21 protein-coding genes are annotated in these 24,279 nt (G+C 69.8%); all 21 read left to right on the top strand.

Going from position 1 to position 24,279, the window contains the following annotated elements:
- The first annotated feature begins 20 nt into the window (after positions 1-20).
- The 21 genes from gmk (at position 21) to ASF68_RS01150 (ending at position 24,262) form a co-directional block, all read left to right on the top strand.
- A complete protein-coding gene (gene gmk, locus ASF68_RS01250) occupies positions 21-899 on the top strand; it encodes a guanylate kinase (protein ID WP_056005759.1) in 879 nt (292 codons plus the stop codon).
- 68 nt (positions 900-967) lie between these two features.
- Complete coding sequence (gene rpoZ / locus ASF68_RS01245) at positions 968-1,225, top strand: DNA-directed RNA polymerase subunit omega (RefSeq protein ID WP_056005756.1); 258 nt, start codon at positions 968-970, stop codon at positions 1,223-1,225.
- 200 nt (positions 1,226-1,425) lie between these two features.
- Positions 1,426-2,619, top strand: coding sequence for a methionine adenosyltransferase (metK, locus tag ASF68_RS01240; RefSeq protein ID WP_056005753.1), 1,194 nt, complete (start codon positions 1,426-1,428; stop codon positions 2,617-2,619).
- Between the two features lie 2 nt (positions 2,620-2,621).
- On the top strand, positions 2,622-4,580 hold the full coding sequence (locus tag ASF68_RS01235; RefSeq protein ID WP_056005750.1) for a hypothetical protein: 1,959 nt from the start codon (positions 2,622-2,624) through the stop codon (positions 4,578-4,580).
- Positions 4,581-4,608: 28 nt separating this feature from the next.
- Complete coding sequence (fmt, locus tag ASF68_RS01230) at positions 4,609-5,538, top strand: methionyl-tRNA formyltransferase (RefSeq protein WP_056011164.1); 930 nt, start codon at positions 4,609-4,611, stop codon at positions 5,536-5,538.
- Entirely contained in the window at positions 5,535-7,022 is a 1,488-nt protein-coding gene (locus ASF68_RS01225; protein WP_082498427.1) for an RsmB/NOP family class I SAM-dependent RNA methyltransferase, read from the top strand. Before fmt ends, ASF68_RS01225 begins: the two co-directional genes overlap by 4 nt.
- Before the next feature lie 10 nt (positions 7,023-7,032).
- Positions 7,033-7,701: a ribulose-phosphate 3-epimerase gene (rpe, locus tag ASF68_RS01220; RefSeq protein ID WP_056005747.1), complete on the top strand. Its 669-nt coding sequence runs from the start codon at positions 7,033-7,035 to the stop codon at positions 7,699-7,701.
- 66 nt (positions 7,702-7,767) lie between these two features.
- Positions 7,768-8,031: a phosphoribosyl-ATP diphosphatase gene (locus ASF68_RS01215; RefSeq protein ID WP_056005744.1), complete on the top strand. Its 264-nt coding sequence runs from the start codon at positions 7,768-7,770 to the stop codon at positions 8,029-8,031.
- Between the two features lie 110 nt (positions 8,032-8,141).
- Positions 8,142-8,981 (top strand): ATP phosphoribosyltransferase, encoded by an 840-nt coding sequence (gene hisG, locus ASF68_RS01210; protein WP_056005741.1) that lies wholly within the window; start codon positions 8,142-8,144, stop codon positions 8,979-8,981.
- Positions 8,982-9,028: 47 nt separating this feature from the next.
- Entirely contained in the window at positions 9,029-9,793 is a 765-nt protein-coding gene (gene hisF / locus ASF68_RS01205; RefSeq protein ID WP_056005739.1) for an imidazole glycerol phosphate synthase subunit HisF, read from the top strand.
- Positions 9,790-10,179 (top strand): phosphoribosyl-AMP cyclohydrolase, encoded by a 390-nt coding sequence (gene hisI / locus ASF68_RS01200; RefSeq protein WP_056005736.1) that lies wholly within the window; start codon positions 9,790-9,792, stop codon positions 10,177-10,179. Before hisF ends, hisI begins: the two co-directional genes overlap by 4 nt.
- A 13-nt stretch (positions 10,180-10,192) precedes the next feature.
- Positions 10,193-10,864: a Trp biosynthesis-associated membrane protein gene (locus ASF68_RS01195; protein WP_056005734.1), complete on the top strand. Its 672-nt coding sequence runs from the start codon at positions 10,193-10,195 to the stop codon at positions 10,862-10,864.
- Between the two features lie 103 nt (positions 10,865-10,967).
- Entirely contained in the window at positions 10,968-11,198 is a 231-nt protein-coding gene (locus ASF68_RS01190; RefSeq protein WP_056005731.1) for a DUF6704 family protein, read from the top strand.
- Positions 11,199-11,200: 2 nt separating this feature from the next.
- Positions 11,201-11,977 carry an indole-3-glycerol phosphate synthase TrpC gene (gene trpC, locus ASF68_RS01185; RefSeq protein ID WP_056005729.1) on the top strand — a complete coding sequence of 259 codons (777 nt, stop codon included), beginning with the start codon at positions 11,201-11,203 and terminating at the stop codon, positions 11,975-11,977.
- On the top strand, positions 11,974-13,224 hold the full coding sequence (gene trpB / locus ASF68_RS01180; RefSeq protein WP_056005726.1) for a tryptophan synthase subunit beta: 1,251 nt from the start codon (positions 11,974-11,976) through the stop codon (positions 13,222-13,224). Before trpC ends, trpB begins: the two co-directional genes overlap by 4 nt.
- Complete coding sequence (gene trpA / locus ASF68_RS01175) at positions 13,221-14,033, top strand: tryptophan synthase subunit alpha (protein ID WP_157580134.1); 813 nt, start codon at positions 13,221-13,223, stop codon at positions 14,031-14,033. The genes trpB and trpA overlap by 4 nt, the downstream gene beginning before the upstream one ends.
- Positions 14,034-14,155: 122 nt before the next feature.
- A complete protein-coding gene (gene lgt / locus ASF68_RS01170) occupies positions 14,156-15,169 on the top strand; it encodes a prolipoprotein diacylglyceryl transferase (RefSeq protein WP_056005724.1) in 1,014 nt (337 codons plus the stop codon).
- 121 nt (positions 15,170-15,290) lie between these two features.
- The gene (gene gltB / locus ASF68_RS01165; RefSeq protein ID WP_056005721.1) at positions 15,291-19,853 is read left to right on the top strand and encodes a glutamate synthase large subunit; all 4,563 of its coding nucleotides are present in this window, start codon (positions 15,291-15,293) and stop codon (positions 19,851-19,853) included.
- Positions 19,846-21,303, top strand: coding sequence for a glutamate synthase subunit beta (locus ASF68_RS01160; RefSeq protein WP_056005718.1), 1,458 nt, complete (start codon positions 19,846-19,848; stop codon positions 21,301-21,303). Before gltB ends, ASF68_RS01160 begins: the two co-directional genes overlap by 8 nt.
- Before the next feature lie 92 nt (positions 21,304-21,395).
- Positions 21,396-22,811 (top strand): pyruvate kinase, encoded by a 1,416-nt coding sequence (gene pyk, locus ASF68_RS01155; protein WP_056005715.1) that lies wholly within the window; start codon positions 21,396-21,398, stop codon positions 22,809-22,811.
- 110 nt (positions 22,812-22,921) lie between these two features.
- On the top strand, positions 22,922-24,262 hold the full coding sequence (locus ASF68_RS01150; protein WP_082498624.1) for a CoA transferase: 1,341 nt from the start codon (positions 22,922-22,924) through the stop codon (positions 24,260-24,262).
- The last annotated feature ends 17 nt before the right edge of the window (positions 24,263-24,279 follow it).

The raw sequence follows: 24,279 nt of genomic DNA, 5'->3' as shown, positions 1-24,279 counted from the left end.
CGGACCAGCGCGCGAGGAGCATGCCGGAGGTCGACCGGGCAGCGGCCTCCCGGGAGGCCGTCCGCAAGCGACGTGCCCGTGCCACCGTCAAGGCCTCCATCGCCTCGGGCGCGCGCACGCCGCTCGAGGTCCTCGACGCCGCGACGGCGGATCCCGACGGCATCGAAGGAGGCGTCCGCGTCACCGAGTACCTCCTCAGCATCCCGAGCGTCGGAGTCACGAAGCTCGGGCGCATCCTCGAATCGCTCGGCATCTCCTCCGTCAAACGTCTCGGCGGACTCGGCCGACTGCAGCGGGAACGCCTCCGCGCGTTCATCGCGGAACGGTACCCGGGCACGGCCCGCAGCCGACTCGTGGTGCTCGCCGGCCCGACGGCCGTCGGTAAGGGGACCGTCGCGGCCTACATCCGCGACCACTACCCGGAGGTGCACCTCTCCGTCTCCGCCACGACGCGGAAGCCGCGCCCGGGCGAACAACACGAGGTCAACTACTACTTCGTGGACGACGACGAGTTCGACGGGCTCATCGCCGGCGACCGGCTCCTCGAGTACGCGACGGTGCACAACGCCTACCGGTACGGCACGCCGCGCGAGCCGATCGAGCGTGCCCTCGCCGCCGGAGACAGCGCGCTCCTGGAGATCGACATCCAGGGTGCCAGGCAGGTCAGAGCGGCGATGCCGGAGGCGACCCTCGTCTTCCTCCTGCCTCCGAGCTGGGACGAACTCGTCCGTCGGCTCGTCGGGCGAGGCACCGAGGACGAGGAGGAACGGGAGCGTAGACTGCGCACCGCGAAGGTCGAACTGGCCGCTGCGGACGAGTTCGACCACCGTGTCGTGAACGACGACGTGGCCCGTGCGGCCCAAGAGGTCGTAGACTTGATGAAGATTCACGGGGATTGACGTCCGACGCGCACCCCGCATCGATCAGATCTTCCCCGAACACAACCACACGAGGAGTGTGAACCTGCATGGCTGACAAGCTCAAGGGCATCATCGATCCGCCCATCGACTCCCTGCTCACCAAGGTCGAGTCCAAGTACGCGCTCGTGATCTTCGCGTCCAAGCGCGCGCGCCAGATCAACGACTACTACGCCGACCTCCACGAGGGCAGCCTGTTCGACAACGTCGGGCCGCTGGTCGACTCGTCCGTCGAGGACAAGCCGCTCTCCATCGCGATGCACGAGATCAACGAGGACAAGCTCCAGATCAAGCCGATCGCCGAGTAGCACCCTCACCACGACGAATCCGCCGGGCGCCAGACGACCGGCGGATTCGTCGTGTCCGGGCAGGCGTACCGCCGACGACGTCTCGCGTCACGGACGGATGCCACGTCGGAGGCCTGGGCTAGAGTGATGAAGGCTCTGGCCTCGACCTCTGCGACGGCCGCCCCTCCACCTCCGCTCCACCACTTCCGACGGGAGACCGCATGACCGAGCTGCGCCTGTTCACCTCCGAATCCGTGACCGAGGGCCACCCCGACAAAATCTGCGACCAGATCTCGGACAGCATCCTCGACGCACTCCTCGAGGTGGATCCGCGCAGCCGAGTCGCCGTCGAGACACTCGTCACCACCGGCCTCGTCCACGTCGCCGGCGAGGTCTCCACGAGCGGCTACGTCGACATCCCGACGATCGTCCGCGAGCGCATCCGCTCCATCGGATACACCTCGTCGGACATCGGCTTCGACGGGGACTCCTGCGGGGTCAGCGTGTCGATCGGCTCCCAGTCCGCCGACATCGCCGCAGGAGTCGATCACGCCTTCGAGTCCCGCGAGCAGTCCAGCGTGGACGCCTACGACCTCCAGGGCGCCGGCGACCAGGGCATCATGTTCGGGTTCGCGACGACCGAGACGCCGCAGTACATGCCGCTGCCCAGCTGGATCGCGCACCGGCTCGCGGAGCGACTCGCCGAGGTCCGCAAGTCGGGCCAGCTCGACTACCTGCGTCCGGACGGCAAGACCCAGGTCACCATCGGGTACGACGGCTTCCTGCCGAAGACCGTCGAGACGGTGGTGGTCTCCACGCAGCACAACCCCGGCGTCTCGACCGAACAGCTGCGCCGCGACGTCCAGCGCCACGTCATCGAGCCGGTCCTCGCGACGGTCGAACTCGACAGCTCGAACGTCACTCACCTGATCAACCCGACCGGTATCTTCGTCGTCGGCGGCCCCATGGGCGACGCCGGCCTCACCGGACGCAAGATCATCATCGACACCTATGGTGGTGCCGCGCGTCATGGCGGGGGAGCGTTCAGCGGCAAGGACCCGTCGAAGGTCGACCGTTCGGCCGCGTACGCCATGCGATGGGTCGCGAAGAACGCCGTGGCCGCCGGATTCGCCGAGCGACTCGAGGTGCAGGTCGCCTACGCCATCGGCAAGGCGGCGCCGGTCGGACTCTACGTCGAGACGTTCGGGACGGCGCATATGCCCGAAGCCGACATCACGCGTGCCATCCGGGACGTCTTCGACCTCCGGCCCGCCGCGATCATCGCCGACCTCGACCTCATCCGGCCCATCTACGCCGCCACCGCCGCCTACGGGCACTTCGGCCGCGAGCTCCCCGACTTCACCTGGGAGCGTCTCGACCGGGTGGAGGCGTTGCGGTCAGCAGCCGGGCTCTAGTCGTGGCAGGCGCGAGGGTCGCCAGGGTGGTGCTCGACTCGCCGTTGCCGCAGCTCGACCACCTGTTCGACTACGCCGTGCCCGCCGAGCTCGCCGACGACGCGGTGCTCGGTGCCCGGGTGACGGTTCCGTTCCGGTCGGCAGGGAGATCGGCGAACGGGTTCATCGTCGACCTCACGGACTCGAGCGAGTTCAGTGGGACGCTCAGTCCGGTGCAGTCGGTCGTGTCGTCGGTGCCGGTGCTGACCCCGGCCTTGTGGACGCTGGCGCGTCGCGTCGCCGATCGCAGCGCCGGCAGCGCGATGGACGTCCTGCGCCTCGCGATCCCACCGAGGCAGGTCCGGGTGGAGAAGACCTGGGCCGCGACCACGCCGCCGGAACCCGCCGTCGTGGAGCGACGCACCGTCCCAGGTTTCGCTCCCGGCACACTCGACCGGGTCGAGCCTGGCGAGCGGTACGCGGTCACGGCGATCCCGGCGTTGACGGCCACGTCCACGGGCACATCGCTGCCCGACTGGTCCTTCACCTTCGCAGCCCTCGCGGTGAACCAACTCGCCGCAGGGCGCAGCACGATCCTCGCCGTGCCCGACTATCGCGACGTCGAGCACCTCCTGGCCGCCCTGGAGGACCTCGGGGCCGGGTCCGCGGTCGCGCGGGCCGATGCGAAGCAGACCCCCGCGGCGCGGTACCGCTCCTACCTGGACGGCCTGCACCCCGTGCCCCGGATCGTGGTGGGCAACCGTTCGGCCGTGTACGCGCCCGCGCACGACCTCGGACTCATCGCCCTGTGGGACGACGGGGATCCACTCCATCAGGAGCAGCTCGCCCCGTACGTCCACGCCCGCGACGTCGCCCTGACGAGGCAGGAGATGAGCGGCGCCGCGCTCGTCTTCGCCGCCCATTCGCGGAGTACCGAGACGCAGCGTCTGGTCGAGCTCGGGTGGTTGCGCGAGGTGTCGCCGACACCCCCCGTCCGTCCGCGGGTGGTCGTGTCCCGAGCGAGTGGCGACGACGCCATGACGAGCCAGGCACGCATCCCGTCGAGCGCGTGGCGGGCCGTCGACGAGGCATTGCACCACGGTCCGGTGCTCGTTCAGGTGGCACGTCCCGGGTACGCGCCGCATCTCGCCTGCCGCCGTTGCGGGACGAGGGCGCACTGCTCGGTGTGTCACGGTCCACTCCACCTGGCGACGGCGCGGTCACAGCCTTCCTGCCGTTGGTGTGGTCACCTCGCAACCGGGTGGTCGTGCGAGACGTGCCACGACACCGCGTTCCGCGTCACGGCGGCAGGGACGGGTCGGACCGCCGAGGAACTCGGTCGCGCCTTCCCCCGATACCGGGTCGTGGTGTCCGACGGCGATGCACCGAAGCTCGAGGTGGGGTCGGAACCGGCCCTGGTGATCGCGACGCGGGGTGCCGAGCCGATCGCGGACGGCGGGTACGCCGCCGTGCTCCTGGTCGACGCCGACCGCATGCTCGCACGCGAGTCGCTCCGCGTGGCCGAGGACTGCCTCCGATGGTGGTCGAACGCCGCCGCGCTGGCGGCGCCGCGCGCTCCGGTGCTGCTCATCGGCGTCGAAGCGCCGGTCGCGAACGCCCTCGCCCTCTGGCAGCAGCCACGGTTCGCGAGCGAAGAACTCGCCGAACGCCGCGAGCTCGGCTTCCCACCGGCGGTCAGGAGTGCGACCCTCACCGGCACCCGCGAGGCGGTCGAGGCCGCCCTCGCCGGCCTGCCGCCGGAGTACCGGAGCCGCGTCCTCGGCCCCACCGTCGACGACGCGGGGGAGACCGTCGCGATCCTCCGCGTCGACTACGGGCACGCCCGTGCGGTCGCCGAGCAGTTGCGCGCGACCGTCGTCGCCCAAGCGGCGAAGCGCCGACGACCGACTCCCGGCAGGCGGGCGCCGAAGGCCCCGCCTACACTCAGAGTACGATTCGACGATCCGGAGATGCTGTCATGATCCACCCCGACCACGAATGCCGAACCGCGTGAGGCTCGTCTTCGCCGGCACCCCGGCCGTCGCCGTTCCGACCCTCGAGGCACTCGTCGAAGCCGGGCACGAGATCGCCGCCGTGGTGACCCGTCCCGACGCGCCGATCGGTCGCAAACGCGTCCTCACACCGTCACCCGTCGCCGCGGCCGCCGAGCGCCTCGGTCTCGACGTCGTCCGCGCCGCCAAGCTCGACGACGAGGCGACCGCGCAGATCTCGGCCCTGCGTCCTGACCTCGGTGTCATCGTCGCGTACGGCGGGCTCGTGCGTGAACCGCTCCTGTCGGCGCCCGAGCACGGGTGGATCAATCTGCACTTCTCCCTCCTGCCGGCCTGGCGCGGAGCGGCGCCCGTCCAACGATCCGTGATGGCCGGGGACCAGGTCACCGGGGCATCGGTCTTCCGGCTCGTGCCGGCGCTCGATGCCGGCGACGTCTTCGCGACGATCGAGACGCCCATCGGCTCGGGGGAGACCGCAGGGCGCCTCCTCGACCGCCTCGCGGACCTCGGGGCACCGCTGACGGTGGACGTCGTCGCCGCGATCGCCTCTGGCACCGCCGTCGCCGTCCCACAGGAAGGACAGCCCACGCTCGCGCCGAAGCTCGACGGCCTCGCCGGCCGCATCCAGTGGGACCGCCCCGGTTCCGAGGTGTGGTCGCACATCCGAGGGGTCACGCCGGAGCCCGGTGCGTACACCCTCGTCGACGACGCACGGTTGAAGGTGCACGCCGCCGCCCCGGCCCCCGACCTCCCGATCGACCCGCCGGCTCCCGGCACGATCGTCGAGTTCGACGGTCTGATCCTCGTGGGGACCCTCGACACCCCACTCCAGCTGCTCCAGGTACAGCCGGCCGGACGGACCGCCATGCCGGCCGCCGACTGGTGGAGGGGTGCCGCCAACGGCACGGATCGGCTGGTGACCGCATGAGCGCTCAGCAACCCGACGGCAGACCACGCCGCGACCGACGTCCGCAGAGCGAGGAGCCACGACGGGGTCGGCAGCGTCCGACCCGGCCGCGCGACTCGTCGACCGTGCAGCCCGCCCGCCGGGTCGCCTTCGACGTCATCCACGCGGTCAGCACCTCCGACGCGTACGCGAACCTCCTGCTCCCGCACCGTCTCGCGGAGGCGAAGCTGAATCCGGCCGACGCCGGACTCGCCACCGAGCTGACCTACGGGACGCTCCGTCGTCGTGGCTACTACGACCGGGTGATCGCGCTCGTCGCGAAGCGACCGGTCACGGAGATCGACGACGCGATCCTCGACGTCCTCCGGCTCGGCGCGCATCAGCTCCTCTCCATGCGTGTCGCCGGCCACGCCGCGGTGAACGAGTCGGTCGAACTCGCACGCTCGGCCGGGTCGCGCTCGGCCGCCGGGTTCACCAACGGTGTGCTCCGCACCATCTCGCGGACCGAACCCGCCGAGTGGGAACGTCTCCTCCTCGACGAGGCCACGAACGACACCGATCGCCTCGCCATCGCGACCGCCCACCCCTCGTGGGTCGTCCGGGCGATCCGCCAGTCCCTGGACCTCCAGGGCCACGGCGACGAACTCGAAGCCGCCCTCGACGCCGACAACCTCGCGCCGCAGGTCAACCTCGTCGCGCTGCCGGGCATCGCCGAACGGCCGGCGGACGCCGAGCCCAACCGGTTCTCGCCCTACGGGTTCCGGAGCTCCGGCGGAGACCCGGTCCAGCTCGTCGGCACCGGCGGCGGTCGTCTCCGGGTGCAGGACGAAGGCTCGCAGCTCGCAGCACTCGCCCTCACCCGGGCTGAGCCGGTCACGGCCGGCGAACGCTGGCTCGACCTCTGCGCAGGACCCGGCGGGAAAGCGGCGCTCTTGGCCGCCGAGGCCCTGGCCGGGGGAGCACACCTCGACGCGAACGAACTCGTCCCCGCTCGGGCACGCCTCGTCGAGCGCGCACTCGCCGGTGTCCCGCTCGAGGTGGAGGTGTCGACCGCCGACGGTGCGACGCTCGCGGCCTCACGTCCGGAGGGGTACGACCGCATCCTCCTCGACGCCCCCTGCACGGGCCTCGGTGCGTTGCGTCGACGACCGGAGGCGCGCTGGCGGAAGACCCCGAAGGACGTCGCCGACCTGACCCGTCTCCAATCGTCGCTCCTCGACGCCGCGATCCTGGCGCTCGCCCCCGGTGGCATCGTCGCGTACGTGACGTGCTCGCCGCACGTCGCCGAGACCGCCCTCATCGTGGAGAGCGCCCTCCGCGCCCACCCCACGATGGAACGGCTCGACACGGCCGAGATCCTCAACCGGGTCACGGTGGAACCGCTCGACGCAGCCGCCCCCGGTGGCGCCGTGCAGCTCTGGCCGCACCGGCAGGGGACCGACGCCATGTTCATCGCGCTGCTGCGGAAGCCCGCGGCGGCGGCCGAACCCACTGTCGATCGCTAGGCTCGATCACATGTCCGTGCGTATCAACCCGAGCATCCTGTCCGCCGACTTCGTGAACCTCCAGACCGATCTGGAGCGGATCGCCACCGCCGACCTCGTCCATGTCGACGTCATGGACAACCACTTCGTCCCGAACCTCACCTTCGGCACGCAGATGGTCGGACGGATCCAGGACGTCTCGCCGATCCCGCTCGACGTCCACCTCATGATCTCGGACGCCGACCGCTGGGCTCCCGGCTACGCCGAGCTCGGCGCCTACTCGGTGACGTTCCACGCCGAGGCGGCCACCGACCCCATCGCCCTGGCCAGGCGCCTGCGCTCCATCGGAGCGCGCGCCGGGATCGCCGTGAAGCCGGGCACGTCCATCGAGCCGTACCTCGAGCTGCTGCCGGAGTTCGACCAGGTGCTCGTCATGACGGTCGAACCGGGCTTCGGCGGGCAGTCGTTCATGCCGGAGACCATGCCCAAACTGCGCGCGCTCTCCGCCGAGGTCGCGCGGACCGGTCTCGACGTCTGGCTGCAGGTCGACGGTGGGATCTCCGCGGACACGATCGGGATCGCCGCGGAAGCCGGTGCGGACACCTTCGTCGCGGGGTCTGCGGTCTACGGCGGGTCCGACCCGGCAGCGAACATCGCGCTGCTGCGGGCCGCCGCCGAGGCGTCGACGCACAGCCACTGAGCCCGCGACCCGCTCCGTCCACCCCGGCGGCGCGCACCCCCGCCCGGAACCGGTACCCTGGAGCACGTGAAAACCTTCGACGAGCTGTTCGACGAGCTGCGCCAGAAGGCCGAGTCCCGGCCTGAGGGGTCCGGCACGGTCCGCGAACTCGACACCGGCGTGCACGGCATCGGGAAGAAGATCGTCGAAGAGGCGGCCGAGGTCTGGATGGCGGCCGAGTACCAGAGCGACACCGAGACGGCCGAGGAGATCTCCCAGCTGATCTACCACGTGCAGGTGATGATGGTGGCGAAGGGCCTCACCCCCGCCGACGTCTACCGACATCTGTAGGCCGGACGAGTCCGCCGGAGCACAACCGTCTCCGGGAACCGTCGAGGACGGACCCCGACGCCATGGGTCCGCGCACCCCGCACGCCACCACGCCACGAGATGAGATCCCCATGCTGAGAGTCGCCGTGCCCAACAAGGGCTCGCTGTCCGAGACCGCCGTCGAGATGCTCCAGGAGGCCGGGTACGCCACCCGCCGCGACACCAAGGAGCTGCACGTCGTCGACGCGCGGAACGACGTCGAGTTCTTCTACCTGCGTCCGCGGGACATCGCGACGTACGTCGGTTCGGGTGCGCTCGATATCGGCATCACGGGCCGCGACCTCCTGCTCGACTCGCACTCCGCTGCGACCGAACTCGCCGAACTCGGCTTCGGGGGTTCCACCTTCCGCTTCGCTGGTCCGGCAGGGGAGTTCGCGGAACTCTCCGACCTCGCCGGGAAGACCGTCGCCACGAGCTACCCCGGCCTGGTCGGGAACTTCCTGCGCGAGGCCGGTGTCGACGCGACGCTCGTCCACCTCGACGGCGCGGTCGAATCCGCCGTTCAGCTCGGGGTCGCCGACGCGGTCGCCGACGTGGTCTCCACCGGTACGACCCTCAGGAAGGCCGGCCTCGGCATCTTCGGCCCCGTCATCCTCGACTCCACAGCCGTCCTCATCGCCTCTCCCGAGACGAAGCCCAGCACGGCCACCCTCATCCGTCGTCTGCAGGGAGTCCTCGTCGCGCGGCAGTACGTGCTCGTCGACTACGACCTCCCGGTCCGACTCCTGGAGCAGGCCACCGCGGTCGCCGGTGGCATCGAGTCGCCGACGATCTCGCCGCTGCGCGACCCCGAGTGGGTGGCCGTCCGGGTCATGATCCCGCGCGGCGAGGCGAACGACGTCATGGACCGCCTCTACGAGCTCGGCGCGCGCGCGATCCTCGTCACGGCGATCCACGCGGCTCGACTCTGAGCACCGAACCCATCCCAGACCGCTCCAGTCGCCCCGCGGAGGCCATCGTGTCACTCGCCACCCGAGTCATCCCCTGCCTCGACGTCGCCGACGGCCGCGTCGTGAAGGGGGTCAACTTCCTCGATCTGCGCGATGCCGGCGATCCCGTCGAGCTCGCCAAGCGGTACGCCGAGCAGGGTGCCGACGAACTCACCTTCCTCGACGTCACCGCGACCGTCGCCGAACGCGAGACCACCTACGACCTCGTCAGCCGCACTGCGGAGCAGGTCTTCATCCCGCTGACCGTGGGCGGTGGCGTCCGGACCACGCACGACGTGTCACGGCTCCTCGCGAGCGGAGCCGACAAGGTCGGGGTGAACAGCGCGGCGATCGCGCGGCCCGAGCTCCTCGGAGAGATCGCCGACCGGTTCGGTGCACAGGTGCTGGTGCTCTCGCTGGACGTCAAGCGGCACGCCGACAGCGCGTCGGGATGGATCGTCACGACGCACGGCGGTCGTCGCGAGACCGGACTCGACGCGCTCGCCTGGGCGACCGAGGCCATCGAACGCGGCGCGGGGGAGTTGCTGGTGAACTCGATCGACGCCGACGGCACCAAGGCCGGCTTCGACACCGAGCTCATCCGCGCCATGCGCGAGGTGAGCCGCGTACCGGTGATCGCGTCCGGTGGGGCGGGCAAGCTCGCCGACTTCCCGCCGGCGATCGCAGCCGGCGCTGACGCCGTCCTCGCAGCCAGCGTCTTCCACAACGGGGAGCTGACGATCGGACAGGTCAAGCAGGAGCTCGCCGATGCGGGTTGGACGGTCCGAGCATGAGCGCCGACATCACCGTCCCCGCCGGAGCCGACCCGGAGACCGCGATCCGGCAACTCACCTTCGACGCGCAGGGGCTGATCCCTGCCGTGGTCCAGCAGTGGGACTCCCGGGAGGTCCTCATGCTCGGCTGGATGGACGCCGAAGCCGTTCGTCGCACGATGACCGAGGGACGCGTCACCTACTGGTCGCGATCCCGCCAAGAGTACTGGCGGAAGGGCGACACCTCCGGGCACGCACAGTTCGTGCGAGGGGTCTCCTACGACTGCGACGGCGATACCCTGTTGGTGGAGGTCGACCAGCTCGGAGCCGCGTGCCACACGGGCACCCGCAGCTGCTTCGACGCCCGGAGCCTCGACGTCGTCGCCGCGCCATCGTCGACACCATGAATCGAGTTCGAGCATGACCGAGACCAATGAGACAGCATCGTCCGCGCCTGAAGCGTCCCCGGCCGACGACCTCGAGGCGCGGGCCCTCCGCAGCCGACAGCGCCGTGTGAAGACGCTGCTCCTCGTCACCGCGGTCCTGGCGAACGCCCTCATCCTCGCCGCGTGGACGCAGTCCTGGCTCTCGATCAGCCTCGTCGGCGTCGGACCGCACTCCGGTGCCCTCGACGTGGTGGGGTCCGTCGCGGCCCCAGCCCTCTCGGCCCTCGCGCTGGCCGGTCTGGCGCTCGTCGCCGCCCTGGCGATCGCCGGGCCGGTCTTCCGCATCATCCTCGGTGTGCTCGAGGCAGTGATCGGCGTGTGCGTCGCGATCTCGGCGATCACCGTCCTCACCGCTCCCGCGACCGCCGGCGCAGCGGCCGTGACGGAGGCGACGGGCGTCGCCGGCAACCAGTCGACCGTCGACCTCGTCGCCGCGACGTCGCTCACCGCGTGGCCGGCCGTCGCGCTGGTCCTCGGAATCGTCCTCGGTCTCGCCGGCCTAGCCACCGCGGTCACGCACCGGATGTGGCCCGGCCCGTCGCGCAAGTACCAGGCCGTGCGCTTCACGCAGGTCGAGTCGGCCCCGAGCGCCGATCCGGTCGGCGCCTGGGACGACCTCAGCCGCGGCGACGACCCCACCCGGTGAGTCGAGGCCGGGGCTCAGGCCACCTGGGAACTCGTGGCCCACGCACGGAACCGTCCATGACTTGCCGGTACACTGGAAACCGCACCCGCACAGAAGGAGAACCATGAGCACCGACCCCTCGGACCCCGGCCACGGACACTCGCCCGCCGCCTGGACCGCCGTGATCATCATGTTGGTCGCGTTCGCCGCCGGTACGGTCTTCTTCTGGCTCGACATGCCGCTGCTCGTCTGGATCTCGGCCGGTGTGCTGCTCCTCGGTTGGATCACCGGTGGCGTCCTCGCCAAGGCCGGGTACGGCGTCGGCGGCTCCAAGACCCTGGCGAAAGAGCACTGAACATGCTCGCCGACCTGATGGCCGGCGCGAAGGAGGACGCCCTCGGGCGCCTCGCGGGCCGTCCGGCTGCAGCCGTCGAGGCTCTGGCGGTCGACGCCCCTCCGGCGATCGATGCGTTGGCCGCGCTCGCTCCTGCCGAGAGCGTGAAGATCATCGCCGAGGTCAAGCGGTCGAGCCCCTCTCGAGGCGCCTTGGCCGACATCCCCGATCCGGCGCTCCTCGCCTCGCTCTACGAGCAGGGCGGCGCCAGTGCGGTCAGTGTCCTCACGGAGGGGCGGAAGTTCGGCGGTTCGCTGGGCGACCTCGAAGCCGTCCGTGCGTCGATCCGGATCCCGGTGTTGCGCAAGGACTTCATCTCGCTGCCCTATCAGGTCTTCGAGGCCCGGGCCGCGGGCGCAGACCTCGTCCTGCTCATCGTCGCCGGGCTCGACCAGCCCACCCTGCTGTCGCTGCACGAGCTCGTCGTCCAGCTCGGCATGACGCCATTGGTCGAGACCCACTCGGCTGACGAGCTCGCTCGGGCGAGCGACATCGGCGCCCGGCTCATCGGCGTCAACGCGCGGAACCTCAGCACCTTCGAACTCGATCGCAACCTCTTCGGCTCGCTGACGGACCGGTTCCCCGCCGACGCGATCAAGATCGCCGAGTCCGCCGTGCTCGGCGCGTCGGACGTCGCAGCCTACCGACGTGACGGCGCGGACGTCGTCCTGGTCGGCGAAGCACTCGTCACCGGCGACCCCGTCGCCACCCTCGAACAGTTCCTGGGAGCATCCGAATGACCCTGTCACCCCCCACGCCCGCGAACACCGAGCCCACCCACCTGCGAGACGAAGCCGGCCCGTTCTTCGGCGACTTCGGCGGACGCTACATGCCGGAGGCGCTCATCGCCGCGGTCGACGAGCTGGCGGCCGCCTACGAGGCCGCGAAGGTCGATGAGACCTTCCAGGCCGAGCTCACCACGCTGCTGCGCGACTACGCCGGCCGACCGTCGATCATCACCGAGGTCCCGCGGTTCGCAGCCTCCGCCGGCGGAGCGCGCATCTTCCTCAAGCGCGAGGACCTCAATCACACCGGGTCCCACAAGATCAACAACGTGCTCGGCCAGGCGCTGCTGACGAAGCGCATCGGCAAGACGCGCGTGATCGCCGAGACCGGGGCAGGTCAGCACGGGGTCGCCACGGCGACCGCCGCCGCCCTGTTCGGTCTCGACTGCACGATCTACATGGGCGAGGTCGACACCGAACGGCAGGCGCTCAACGTCGCACGCATGCGCCTCCTCGGCGCCACCGTCATCCCGGTCACCTCCGGCTCGCGCACGCTCAAGGACGCGATCAACGAGGCGTACCGCGACTGGGTCGCCTCGGTCGAGACGACCAACTACCTCTTCGGCACCGCTGCGGGACCACACCCCTTCCCCGTCATGGTGCGCGACTTCCAGAAGATCATCGGCGAGGAGGCTCGCGCCCAGCTCCTCGAACTGAACGGGTCCCTCCCCGACGCGGTCGTCGCCTGTGTCGGCGGCGGCTCGAACGCCATCGGCATCTTCCACGCCTTCCTCGACGACGCGGACGTCGCCCTCTACGGCGTCGAGGCGGCCGGCGACGGCGTCGACACCCCTCGACACGCCGCGTCCATCGGACGCGGACGTCCCGGCGTCCTCCACGGTGCCCGGACGTTCGTCCTCCAGGACGACGACGGCCAGACGGTCGAGTCGCACTCCATCTCCGCCGGGCTCGACTACCCGGGCGTCGGCCCGGAGCACGCCTGGCTCGCCGACACCGGACGCGCGACGTACGTCCCCGCCACCGACGCGGAGGCGATGGAGGCGTTCCGGCTCCTGAGCCGGACCGAGGGGATCATCCCGGCCATCGAGTCGGCGCACGCCCTCGCGGGTGCCATCGTGCTCGGCAAGGAGCTGGGTCCCGACGCGACCATCCTGGTCAACCTGTCAGGACGTGGCGACAAGGACGTCGAGACCGCCGGTGCCTACTTCGGGCTCCTCGACGAAGCCGGGCGCAACGCATGACCGCTCAGCAGGCGGACCCCGCCGTGACGTCGGCCGTCTCGACGGCCATCGACGCCGCAGCGACCGAACGCGCCGGCGCACTCATCGGGTACCTGCCGGTCGGGTTCCCCGATCTCCAGACGAGCATCGATGCCGCCATCGCGCTGGCGCAGAACGGCGTCGACGTCCTCGAGCTGGGTGTGCCCTACTCCGATCCGGTCATGGACGGTGCCGTCATCCAAGCCGCCACCATGACGGCGCTGGCCGGAGGCTTCAGACTGCGCGACGTCTTCACGGCGGTCAGTGCGATCCGCGCCGCGGTCGACGTCCCGGTCCTCGTCATGACCTACTGGAACCCGGTGACGCAGTACGGCGTCGAGCGTTTCGCCTCAGACCTCGCTGCGGCGGGGGGAGCCGGCCTGATCACGCCGGACATCACCCCGGACGCCGCCGCGGAGTGGCTGGACGTCAGCGACCGCCTCGGGCTCGACCGCGTCTTCCTCGCGGCCCCGACGTCGAGTGACGAGCGCCTCTCGCTCGTGACCGAGCACTCGAAGGGCTTCGTCTACACCGTCTCGACGATGGGTATCACGGGAGCGCGGCAGGATCTCGACGCCGCCGCCAAGACGCTCGTCGGACGCCTCCGCGCAGCCGGCGCCGAGCACGCCTGCGTGGGTATCGGCATCTCGACGGCCGAGCAGGTGCGATCCGTCCTCGAGTACGCCGACGGCGCGATCGTCGGGTCCGTGTTCGTCAAGGCCCTCGCCGACGGCGGCGTCCCCGCCGTCACCGAGGTCGTCCGGTCGCTCGCGGCCGGCACCAGCCGCTGAGCCGCACGCCCGGACCCGTCGCGGCGTTCCGTCGACGGGCGCGCTGAGGGTAGCCTCAGCACGTCCGCGATGCCGAAGGCCGTACACTCGATCAGAGTTCGTAACGAAAGGCGACCACTGCAGTGATTGCACCCCTCAGCATCCCGAGCCCGAACCCGGACATCGCGTCGTTCAGCGTCGGTCCGTTCACGGTGCACATGTACGCGCTGTGCATCATCGCCGGGATCGTCGTCGCGACCATCCTGACCTCCCGTCGCCTGACCAAGCGCGGAGCCGAGCCGGGTATCGTGCTCGACATCATCCTGTGGGCCATTCCGCTCGGCATCATCGGAGCGCGGATCTTCCACGTCCTGACGCACCCCGGGGACTACTTCTACCCGGGCGCCGACCTCCTGCGGACGCTCTACATCTGGGAGGGCGGCATCGCGATCTTCGGTTCGCTCCTCGGAGGAGCCGTCGGCGCCTACATCGGCTGCCGGATGACGGGCATCCGCTTCTGGACCTTCGCCGACGCGCTGGCGCCAGGGCTGCTGCTCGCACAGGCCTTCGGGCGCCTCGGCAACTACTTCAACCACGAGCTGTACGGTCTGCCGACCGACCTGCCGTGGGGCCTGGAGATCGAAGCCAGCAACCCGGCGTTCCCGATCGGTCTGCCGGCCGGCACCCTGTTCCACCCGACGTTCCTGTACGAGATCATCTGGAACCTCCTCGGTGTCGCCGTCATCCTGTGGATCGGTCACCGCTTCAACCCGCAGTGGGGTCGGCTCTTCGGCGTGTACCTCATCTGGTACGGCGCCGGCCGCACCGTCTGGGAGACCATCCGGATCGACCCGAGCGAGTACCTGTTCGGCATCCGCGCCAACGTGTGGGCCGCCATCCTCGCGATCGTCGTGGGTATCGCGATCATCGTCATCCAGTCGCGCCGTCACACCGGCACGGAGCCGTCGGCCTATGTCGCCGGTCGCGCCTGGAACGATCCGAAGGCTGCGGTAGACTACTACGACACCGACGCGGAGAACCTGGGGCTGCGCAGTGCCGCGACCGGCGATGATGCCGGTCGTCCACGGAGCACTGCATCGTCCGCTCCGACGTCCAAGGACACGGTCGCCACAAGCAAGACCGGCTCACCCTCCTAGGCCAGGCATACCCTCTCTCAGGCCGGGTGGATCCCGACGACGCACGGGGTCCGCCAACCGTTTCGTTCCAGGGCCAGTGACGTCCCGCTTCTGATCCCCCATTCGTGAGGACGGTAATCCCATGGCGCATGCACCGTACGCTTCGTTCAGCGCAGTCCCGCCCAAGCAGGGCATGTACGACCCGGCGAACGAGAAGGACGCCTGCGGTCTGGCGATGGTGGCGACCCTGACGGGCGACGCCTCGCACAGCATCATCGACGCCGCACTCGGCTCGCTCCGGAACCTGGAGCACCGAGGTGCGATCGGTTCCGACGCCGGCACCGGCGACGGCGCGGGCATCCTCACCCAGATGCCCGATGAATTCCTGCGCGGCGTCGCCGGGTTCGAACTCCCGCCGCTCGGCGAGTACGCGGTCGGGATCGCCTTCCTCCCCACGGACGACTCGGCACGAGCGCTCCTCCAGTCCCAGATCGCGGCGATCGCCGCCGATGAGCAGCTCACCGTGCTCGGTTGGCGCGAGGTCCCCGTCGACCCCGACGAGCTGGGCAAGCTCGCGCGCGCCGCCATGCCCGCCTTCGAGCAGCTGTTCGTCACCGGGTCGGACCCCTCGAAGCCGTCCGGCATCGCCCTCGACCGCCTCGCCTTCCGTCTGCGGAAGCGCGCGGAGCGCGAACTCGGCGCGTACTTCATCTCCCTGTCGAGCCGGACCCTCGTCTACAAGGGCATGGTCACCACCCTGCAGCTCGAACCCTTCTACCCGGATCTCTCCGACGAACGGTTCGCGACCAAGCTCGCCATCGTGCACTCCCGGTACTCGACCAACACGTTCCCGTCGTGGCCGCTCGCCCAGCCCCTGCGGATGATGGCGCACAACGGCGAGATCAACACGGTGGAGGGCAACCGCAACTGGATGCGCGCCCGTCAGTCCCAGCTCGAGTCCGAACTCATCGGCGACGTCCGGCCGCTGCTCCCCATCATCACGCCCGGTGCGAGTGACTCCGCGTCCTTCGACGAGGTGCTCGAGCTGCTAACGCTGACGGGCCGGTCGCTGCCGCACGCGATGATGATGATGGTGCCCGAGGCCTGGGAGAAGCAGACCGGTCTCTCGCAGCAGCGTCGAGACTTCTACGAGTTCAACTCCATGCAGATGGAACCGTGGGACGGTCCGGCCGCCCTCACCTTCACCGACGGCTCGCTCGTGGGCGCCACCCTCGACCGCAACGGGCTGCGCCCGGGACGCTGGCTGGAGACCACCGACGGGCTCGTCGTCCTCGGCAGCGAGATCGGCGTGCTCGACATCGAGCCGAGCCGGGTGAAGCGCAAGGGCCGTCTGCGTCCGGGCAAGATGTTCCTCGTCGACACCGTGGCAGGACGCATCATCGAGGACGACGAGATCAAGGACGAGCTGTCGGCCTCCGCCCCCTGGGGCGAGTGGCTCGAGCAGGGCCGGATCAACCTCAGCGACCTCCCCGAGCGCGAGCACATCGTGCACACGCCCGCTTCGGTGACCCGCCGCCAGCGGACCTTCGGGTACACGGAGGAGGAGGTGCGCATCCTCCTCCAGCCGATGGGCCAGAACGGCGCGGAGCCGCTCGGGGCGATGGGCTCCGACACGCCGATCGCCGTGCTCTCGGATCGGCCACGGCTCCTGTTCGACTACTTCGTGCAGCAGTTCGCACAGGTGACGAACCCGCCGCTCGACTCCATCCGCGAGGAGGTCGTCACCTCCCTGAAGCTCGGCCTCGGACCGGAGCGGAACCTGCTGTCCTGGGGTCCGGAGCATGCGAAGCAGGTCGTGCTCGACTTCCCGGTCATCGACAACGACGAGCTGGCGAAGATCCAACACATCGACCCGACCCCGGGGAGCCCGCTGACGGCCACGGTGCGGGCGCTGTACCGGGTCGAGGACGGAGCCGCGGGCCTCGAGTCCAGGCTCCGCGAGATGTGTGCCGAGGTCGACGAGGCGATCCTCGCAGGCTCGGAGTTCATCGTCCTCAGCGATCGTGACTCGAACTCGGATCTCGCCCCGATCCCGTCGCTGCTGTCGCTGGCCGCCGTCCACCACCATCTCATCCGCGCCGAGAACCGGATGAAGGTCGGGCTCGTCGTCGAAGCCGGCGACGTCCGCGAGGTCCACCATGTCGCCCTGCTGATCGGGTACGGCGCGTCGGCGATCAACCCGTACCTGGCGATGGAGAGCTGCGAGGATCTCGTCCGCAGCGGTCTCATCCAGGGCGTCACGCGCGAACAGGCCGTGAAGAACGTCATCAAGGCGCTCGGCAAGGGCGTCCTGAAGATCATGTCCAAGATGGGCATCTCGACCGTCTCCTCCTACGCGGGTGCGCAGGCGTTCGAAGCGGTCGGCCTGAGTGAGCAGCTCGTCGAGACCTACTTCACCGGCACCGAGACGAAGCTCGGCGGCGTCGGCATCGAGGTCATCGCCGAGGAGAACGCGAAGCGTCACCGCTACGCCTACCCGGAGGACGCCGCGTCGACCGCGCACGAACGCCTGCAGTCCGGTGGCGAGTACCAGTGGCGGCGCGACGGCTCACCACACCTCTTCAACCCCGAGACCGTCTTCAAGCTCCAGCACGCCACGAAGACCCGCCGGTACGACATCTTCCGTGAGTACACGCACATGGTCGACTCACAGGCGGCACAGCTCATGACGCTGCGAGGGATGTTCACGCTCCGCGCGGGCGCCCGTCCGCCGGTCCCGCTGGACGAGGTGGAGTCGGTCTCCTCGATCGTCAAGCGGTTCTCGACCGGGGCGATGAGCTACGGCTCGATCTCGCGAGAGGCCCACGAGACCCTGGCGATCGCGATGAACAGCATCGGCGCGAAGTCCAACACGGGCGAGGGCGGCGAGGACGTCGATCGTCTGCTGGACCCGACGCGACGCAGTGCGATCAAGCAGGTCGCGTCCGGCCGGTTCGGCGTGACGAGCATGTACCTGACCCACGCCGACGACATCCAGATCAAACTCGCCCAGGGCGCGAAGCCCGGCGAGGGTGGGCAGCTGCCCCCGACGAAGGTCTACCCGTGGGTGGCCCGGACCCGGCACGCGACGGCCGGTGTCGGCTTGATCTCGCCGCCACCGCACCATGACATCTACTCCATCGAGGACCTCAAACAGCTGATCTTCGATCTGAAACGTGCGAACCCGAAGGCCCGGATCCACACGAAGCTGGTCAGCCAGTCCGGCATCGGTGCGGTCGCGGCGGGCGTCGCGAAGGCGCTCTCCGACGTGATCCTCGTCTCGGGCCACGACGGCGGCACCGGCGCGAGCCCGTTGAACTCGTTGAAGCACGCCGGTACGCCGTGGGAGCTGGGCCTCGCCGAGACCCAGCAGACCCTGATGCTCAACAACATGCGCGACCGCGTCGTCGTGCAGGTGGACGGTCAGATGAAGACCGGCCGTGACGTCGTCATCGGTGCGCTGCTCGGCGCGGAGGAGTTCGGGTTCGCGACCGCACCGCTCGTCGTCTCCGGTTGTGTCATGATGCGCGTCTGCCACCTCGACACCTGCCCCGTCGGCGTCGCGACCCAGAACCCCGTGCTCCGTCAGCGGTTCACCGGCAAGCCGGAGTTCGTCGTCAACTTCTTCGAGTTCATCGCTCAAGAAGTGCGCGAGTATCTCGCCGAGCTCGGATTCCGCACGCTCGAGGAGGCCATCGGCCACAACGAGCTGATCGACGCCGACCGCGCGATCGATCATTGGAAGGCGTCCGGTCTCGACCTGTCGCCCGTCCTCGTCGGCCCGGTCTTCGCCGACGACGAACCGCGGATCAACCGTCGGGCTCAGGAGCACGAACTCGACAAGCACTTCGACCAGCAGCTCATCACTGCGGCCGCGGAGGTGTTGGAGCACGGTGGTCACTTCTCCGTGGACCTGCCCATCCGCAACACCGAGCGCGCCGTCGGCACCATGCTGGGCCACGAGGTCACCCGCCGTCACGGCGAGAACGGCCTTCCGGCCGGCAGCATCGACGTCACCCTGCGCGGCTCGGCCGGGCAGTCGTTCGGCGCGTTCCTCCCGGGCGGCATCGCGCTGCGCCTGGTCGGCGATTCGAACGACTACGTCGGCAAGGGCCTGTCCGGCGGGCAGATCGTCGTCAGACCGCCCGAGAGCGCCGCGTTCCTCCCCGAGGACAACGTCATCGCCGGCAACGTCATCGGCTACGGCGCGACCCAGGGCACGATGTTCCTCGGCGGGATCGTCGGCGAACGCTTCCTGGTGCGCAACTCCGGTGCCACGGCGGTCGTCGAGGGCGTCGGCGACCACGCCCTGGAGTACATGACCGGTGGGCTGGCGCTCATCCTCGGGCAGACCGGCAGGAACCTCGGCGCCGGCATGTCGGGCGGGACCGCCTACGTGTTCGACCTGCAGCGCGACCAGGTGAACCGCGACTCGCTCGCCTCCGGTGAGCTGACCCTGTCGGAGCTCGACAGCGCTGACGTCGAGATCGTCCACGACCTCCTCGAACGGCACGTCCTCGAGACGGGGTCGCCGCTCGCCGGCCGCCTGCTCGCGGACTTCGAGGACACGGTCACCAGATTCGTCAAGGTCCTGCCGCGCGACTACGCGGCGGTCCTGGCGACACGACAGACCGCGCTCGACGAGGGGCTCGACCCCGACGGCGACATCGTTTGGAACCGAATCTTGGAGGTGACCGGTGGCTGATCCCAAGGGATTCCTGAAGGTACCGGAGCGGGAGCTCCCGAAACGTCGGCCTGTGCCGGTCCGCATCATGGACTGGAAAGAGGTGTACGAGCAGAGCGATCCGGCGACCGTGCGGAAGCAGGCCGGGCGCTGCATGGACTGCGGCATCCCGTTCTGTCACCAGGGCTGCCCGCTCGGCAACCTCATCCCCGAGTGGAACGATCTGATGTGGCGTGGCGAGGGGCGTTCGGCCATCGAGCGCCTACACGCCACCAACAACTTCCCCGAGTTCACGGGTCGTCTGTGCCCGGCTCCGTGTGAGAGTTCGTGCGTTCTGGGGATCAACCAGCCCGCGGTCACCATCAAGCAGGTCGAGGTGTCCATCATCGACCAGGCGTTCGCGAACGGTTGGGTCGAATCGCACCCGCCGGAGCGGTTGACCGGGAAGACGGTCGCCGTCGTCGGGTCGGGACCTGCCGGTCTCGCAGCAGCCCAGCAGCTCACGCGTGCCGGCCACACCGTGGCCGTCTACGAGCGCGACGACCGCATCGGCGGTCTGCTCCGGTACGGCATCCCGGACTTCAAGATGGAGAAGAAGCACCTCGACATCCGGCTGAAGCAGATGCAGGACGAGGGGACGCGCTTCCGGGCCGGCGTGAACATCGGTGTCGACATCACCTGGGACGAGCTCCGCGCCCGGTACGACGCCGTCGTCATCGCCACCGGCGCGATGGTGCCGCGCGACCTCCCGATCCCGGGTCGCGACCTGTCGGGCGTGCACTTCGCGATGGAGTACCTCGTCCAGGCGAACCGGGTCGGTGCCGGCGACACGGTGTCGGACCAGATCACGGCGGAGGACAAGCACGTCGTCGTCCTCGGCGGCGGCGACACCGGCGCCGACTGCATCGGCACCGCTCACCGTCAGGGCGCCGCGTCCGTCACGAACCTGGCGATCGGCACCCAGCCGGCGGGGGAGCGACCCGAGCACCAGCCGTGGCCCATGATGCCCACCCTGTTCGAGGTCGCGAGCGCGCACGAGGAGGGTGGTGACCGCGAGTTCCTGGTGTCCACCGTCGAGTTCCTCGCCAACGACGCCGGAGAGGTGCGAGCCATCCGTGTCGCGGAGACGGAGTTCATCGACGGCCGCCGTGTCCCGAAGAGCGGGACCGAACGGGAGATCCCCGCGGACCTCGTGCTGCTCGCCCTCGGCTTCACCGGCCCGGAGGAGGCTGCGCTCGAGTCGCAGTTCCAGCTCCCGTTCACGGGCCGCGGCAACGTGGCCAGGGAGCAGGACTACCAGACGAACCAGCCCGGTGTGTTCGTGGCCGGCGACGCCGGTCGCGGTCAGTCGCTCATCGTGTGGGCGATCGCCGAGGGCCGTGCGGCCGCAGCGGCGGTCGACGAGTACCTCGAGGGTGCCACCCAGCTTCCCTCCCCGGTCCGTCCCACGGACCAGCCCATCTCCCTCTAGGCTTTCAGGCGGACGACAAGCGTCGGACGCATCATGCCGAGCAGTGAGTACCGAAGCGCCTCGTGCGCAGAAACCATGGAGAACACACACATATGAGACGAGCCAAGATCGTCGCAACGCTGGGCCCTGCGGTCTCCAGCTATGAGAACATCCGGGCCATCATCGATGCGGGGGTCGATGTCACCCGGATGAACCTGAGCCACGGCAGCTATGACGTGCACGAGGCCATCTACGCCAACGTCCGCAAGGCGACAGAGGACTCCGGCCGTGCGGTCGCCGTCCTCGTCGACCTCCAGGGCCCGAAGATCCGCCTCGGCAAGTTCGAGGGCGGCCCGTACGACCTCGCCGTCGGCGACATCTTCAAGATCACCACCGAGGACATCCTCGGCACCAAGGAGATCTCCTCGACGACCTTCAAGGGCCTGCCCCAGGACGTCAAGCCGGGCGACTTCCTGCTGATCGACGACGGCAAGGTCAAGGTCGAGGTCGTTGAAGCAGACGACACCGTCGTGACCACGCGCGTGATCGTCGCCGGTCCGGTGTCGAACAACAAGGGCATCAACCTCCCGGGTGTCGCCGTCAACGTCCCCGCGCTCAGCGAGAAGGACGAAGCGGACCTCCGTTGGGGCCTGCGTCTCGGCGCCGACCTCATCGCCCTGTCCTTCGTGCGTGACGCAGCCGACATCGACCGCGTCCACGAGATCATGGCGGAGGAGGGCCGGAAGGTCCCCGTGATCGCGAAGATCGAGAAGCCGCAGGCCGTCGAGAACCTCGAGAGCATCGTCGAGGCGTTCGACGCCATCATGGTCGCCCGAGGCGACCTGGGTGTCGAGCTTCCGCTCGAGGCCGTCCCGATCGTGCAGAAGCGCGCCGTCGAACTCGCCCGCCGCATGGCGAAGCCGGTCATCGTCGCGACGCAGATGCTCGAGTCGATGATCTCCAGCCCGATCCCGACACGCGCGGAGACCTCCGACGTCGCCAACGCGGTGCTCGACGGCGCGGACGCGGTCATGCTGAGTGGTGAGACCAGCGTCGGCGCCTATCCGGTGATCACGGTCCAGACCATGGCCCGCATCGTCGAGTCGACCGAGATCCACGGTCTCGACCGCGTCCCGCCGCTCGGCACGAAGCCGCGCACGCAGGCCGGTGCTATCACCCTCGCGGCGGTCGAGGTCGCCGACTTCGTCGAGGCGAAGTTCCTCTGCGTCTTCACGGAGTCGGGGGAGTCGGTGCGCCGGATGGCTCGCCTGCGCAACCGGATCCCGATCCTCGCGTTCACGCCCGACCCGGCGATCCGTCGTCGCATGGCGCTGAACTGGGGCGTCGAGTCCTTCGTGGTCGAGCGCGTGACGCACACCGACCAGATGGTCGCCCAGGTCGACGAGGTCCTCGTCGCCACCGGCAAGGCCGCGGTCGGCGAGCCCGTCATCATCATCTCCGGTTCCCCTCCCGGGATCCCCGGAACGACGAACGACATCCGCGTCCACAAGGTGGGCGACGTCCTCTAGTCGGATGTGGTTGCCGAAGGCCGTGGTCCTCCCGTACGGGGACCACGGCCTTCGTCGTCCGGGTGCGATGACGCCGCGATTCCGGGCGCCATGGGTCTAGCCTGATGCCCATGAACCGTTCCGTCCTCGTCGACGATGCTCTCCGCAGCGCCGTGGGACTGGACCCGGGAGGGGTCGACCGTGAGGCGACCGGGTCGGCGGGACTCCTGGCCTCCCGATTCGCCGTCCTGGAGCTCGCCGCGGTCGCCGTCGGCGCGGTGGAGGACGCCGCCGACCGGCTCCGTATCGCCCTCGGATTCGAGCCGCTGCACGCGTCGCTCGACCTCGAGCGGATCGCCGCGGCCTACCAGAGCGACCGCCTGTTGCGGATCGACGGAGCAGCCGTCGACGCGTTCGCGCCGCTGTCCGGCTTCTTCGCCGCCGCAGACGGCTGGGTCCGCACGCACGCGAACTACCCCCACCATCGTCGCCGCTTGACCGCCATGCTCGGGATCGACGACCAGGCCACCCGCCCAGAGCTCGCCTCGGCGATCGCCTCCCACTCGGCGCTCGACCTGGAATCGGAGGCCGCCGGCGTCGGCGCGCTCCTCGTCGCCGTCCGGACCGCCGTCGAATGGTCGTCCACACCGCAGGCCTCGGTCGATGATGGACCGCTCGTCAGACGCCACGGTGGCTCCGCCGGATCGAGGATCGCCTCGTCGCTGCGGCCCACGAGGCGGCACCCCTTGCGCGGCCTCCGCGTCCTCGACCTGACGCGGGTGATCGCCGGTCCCGTGTCCACGAGGACCCTCGCGCTCCTCGGCGCGGACGTCCTGCGTGTGGATCCGCCGCAGATCCCTGAGATCCCGTGGCAGTACACCGACAGCGGTCAGGGGAAGCGGACGGCGGCCCTCGACGCGTCGACACCGCGCGGCCTCGCGACGCTGCAGAGCCTGAGCGACGAGGCCGACATCCTGGTGACGGGGTATCGACCACACGCCCTCGACGGCCTCGGGCTACGACGTCGCGACAGTCTGGTCACCGGCTCCGTCGACGCTTGGGGCGCGACGGGGCCTTGGGGTGATCGACGCGGTTTCGACAGCCTGGTCCAGGCCGCCACGGGCATCGCGGTGGTCGAAGGGGAGGATGGCGCTCCGGGCGCCCTGCCGGCTCAGGCACTCGACCACAGCGCGGGATACCTGCTGGCAGCGGCCATCGTCGACGACGTGGTGAGGGTCGTCGACGGCGGCGAGGCCGGCCGGTCATCGGTGTCGCTCGCGCGCGTCGGTGCAGCGCTCCAACGGCTCCCACGTGCCGAGGATCGTCACCCGTCCGCCCTCCCCGGAGCGCGGTGCCTGGTCACCCATGGTGCGGTGACGACGGCCCGCCCCGCGCTCAGTGCCTTCGACGACCACGCGTTCCCGGCGGCGGTCCTGAGGAGCACCGCACCGCAGTGGATTGCTCGCAGCTGATCCCGGCACACTCCGCG

The sequence above is a fragment of the Plantibacter sp. Leaf314 genome (assembly GCF_001423185.1).
Classification (GTDB): domain Bacteria; phylum Actinomycetota; class Actinomycetes; order Actinomycetales; family Microbacteriaceae; genus Plantibacter.
The sequence above is the reverse complement of the archived record's forward strand: the minus strand, read 5'-3'. Positions and strand labels throughout refer to the sequence as shown.

Coding starts and splice junctions, on each gene's coding strand:
- hisG (WP_056005741.1), top strand. CDS start 8,142: ATGCTGAGAGTCGCCGTGCCCAACAAGGGCTCGCTGTCCGAGACCGCC.
- pyk (WP_056005715.1), top strand. CDS start 21,396: ATGAGACGAGCCAAGATCGTCGCAACGCTGGGCCCTGCGGTCTCCAGC.
- rpoZ (WP_056005756.1), top strand. CDS start 968: ATGGCTGACAAGCTCAAGGGCATCATCGATCCGCCCATCGACTCCCTG.
- ASF68_RS01190 (WP_056005731.1), top strand. CDS start 10,968: ATGAGCACCGACCCCTCGGACCCCGGCCACGGACACTCGCCCGCCGCC.
- trpC (WP_056005729.1), top strand. CDS start 11,201: ATGCTCGCCGACCTGATGGCCGGCGCGAAGGAGGACGCCCTCGGGCGC.
- metK (WP_056005753.1), top strand. CDS start 1,426: ATGACCGAGCTGCGCCTGTTCACCTCCGAATCCGTGACCGAGGGCCAC.
- trpA (WP_157580134.1), top strand. CDS start 13,221: ATGACCGCTCAGCAGGCGGACCCCGCCGTGACGTCGGCCGTCTCGACG.
- trpB (WP_056005726.1), top strand. CDS start 11,974: ATGACCCTGTCACCCCCCACGCCCGCGAACACCGAGCCCACCCACCTG.
- rpe (WP_056005747.1), top strand. CDS start 7,033: ATGTCCGTGCGTATCAACCCGAGCATCCTGTCCGCCGACTTCGTGAAC.
- hisI (WP_056005736.1), top strand. CDS start 9,790: ATGAGCGCCGACATCACCGTCCCCGCCGGAGCCGACCCGGAGACCGCG.
- gltB (WP_056005721.1), top strand. CDS start 15,291: ATGGCGCATGCACCGTACGCTTCGTTCAGCGCAGTCCCGCCCAAGCAG.
- ASF68_RS01225 (WP_082498427.1), top strand. CDS start 5,535: ATGAGCGCTCAGCAACCCGACGGCAGACCACGCCGCGACCGACGTCCG.
- ASF68_RS01195 (WP_056005734.1), top strand. CDS start 10,193: ATGACCGAGACCAATGAGACAGCATCGTCCGCGCCTGAAGCGTCCCCG.
- gmk (WP_056005759.1), top strand. CDS start 21: ATGCCGGAGGTCGACCGGGCAGCGGCCTCCCGGGAGGCCGTCCGCAAG.
- ASF68_RS01150 (WP_082498624.1), top strand. CDS start 22,922: ATGAACCGTTCCGTCCTCGTCGACGATGCTCTCCGCAGCGCCGTGGGA.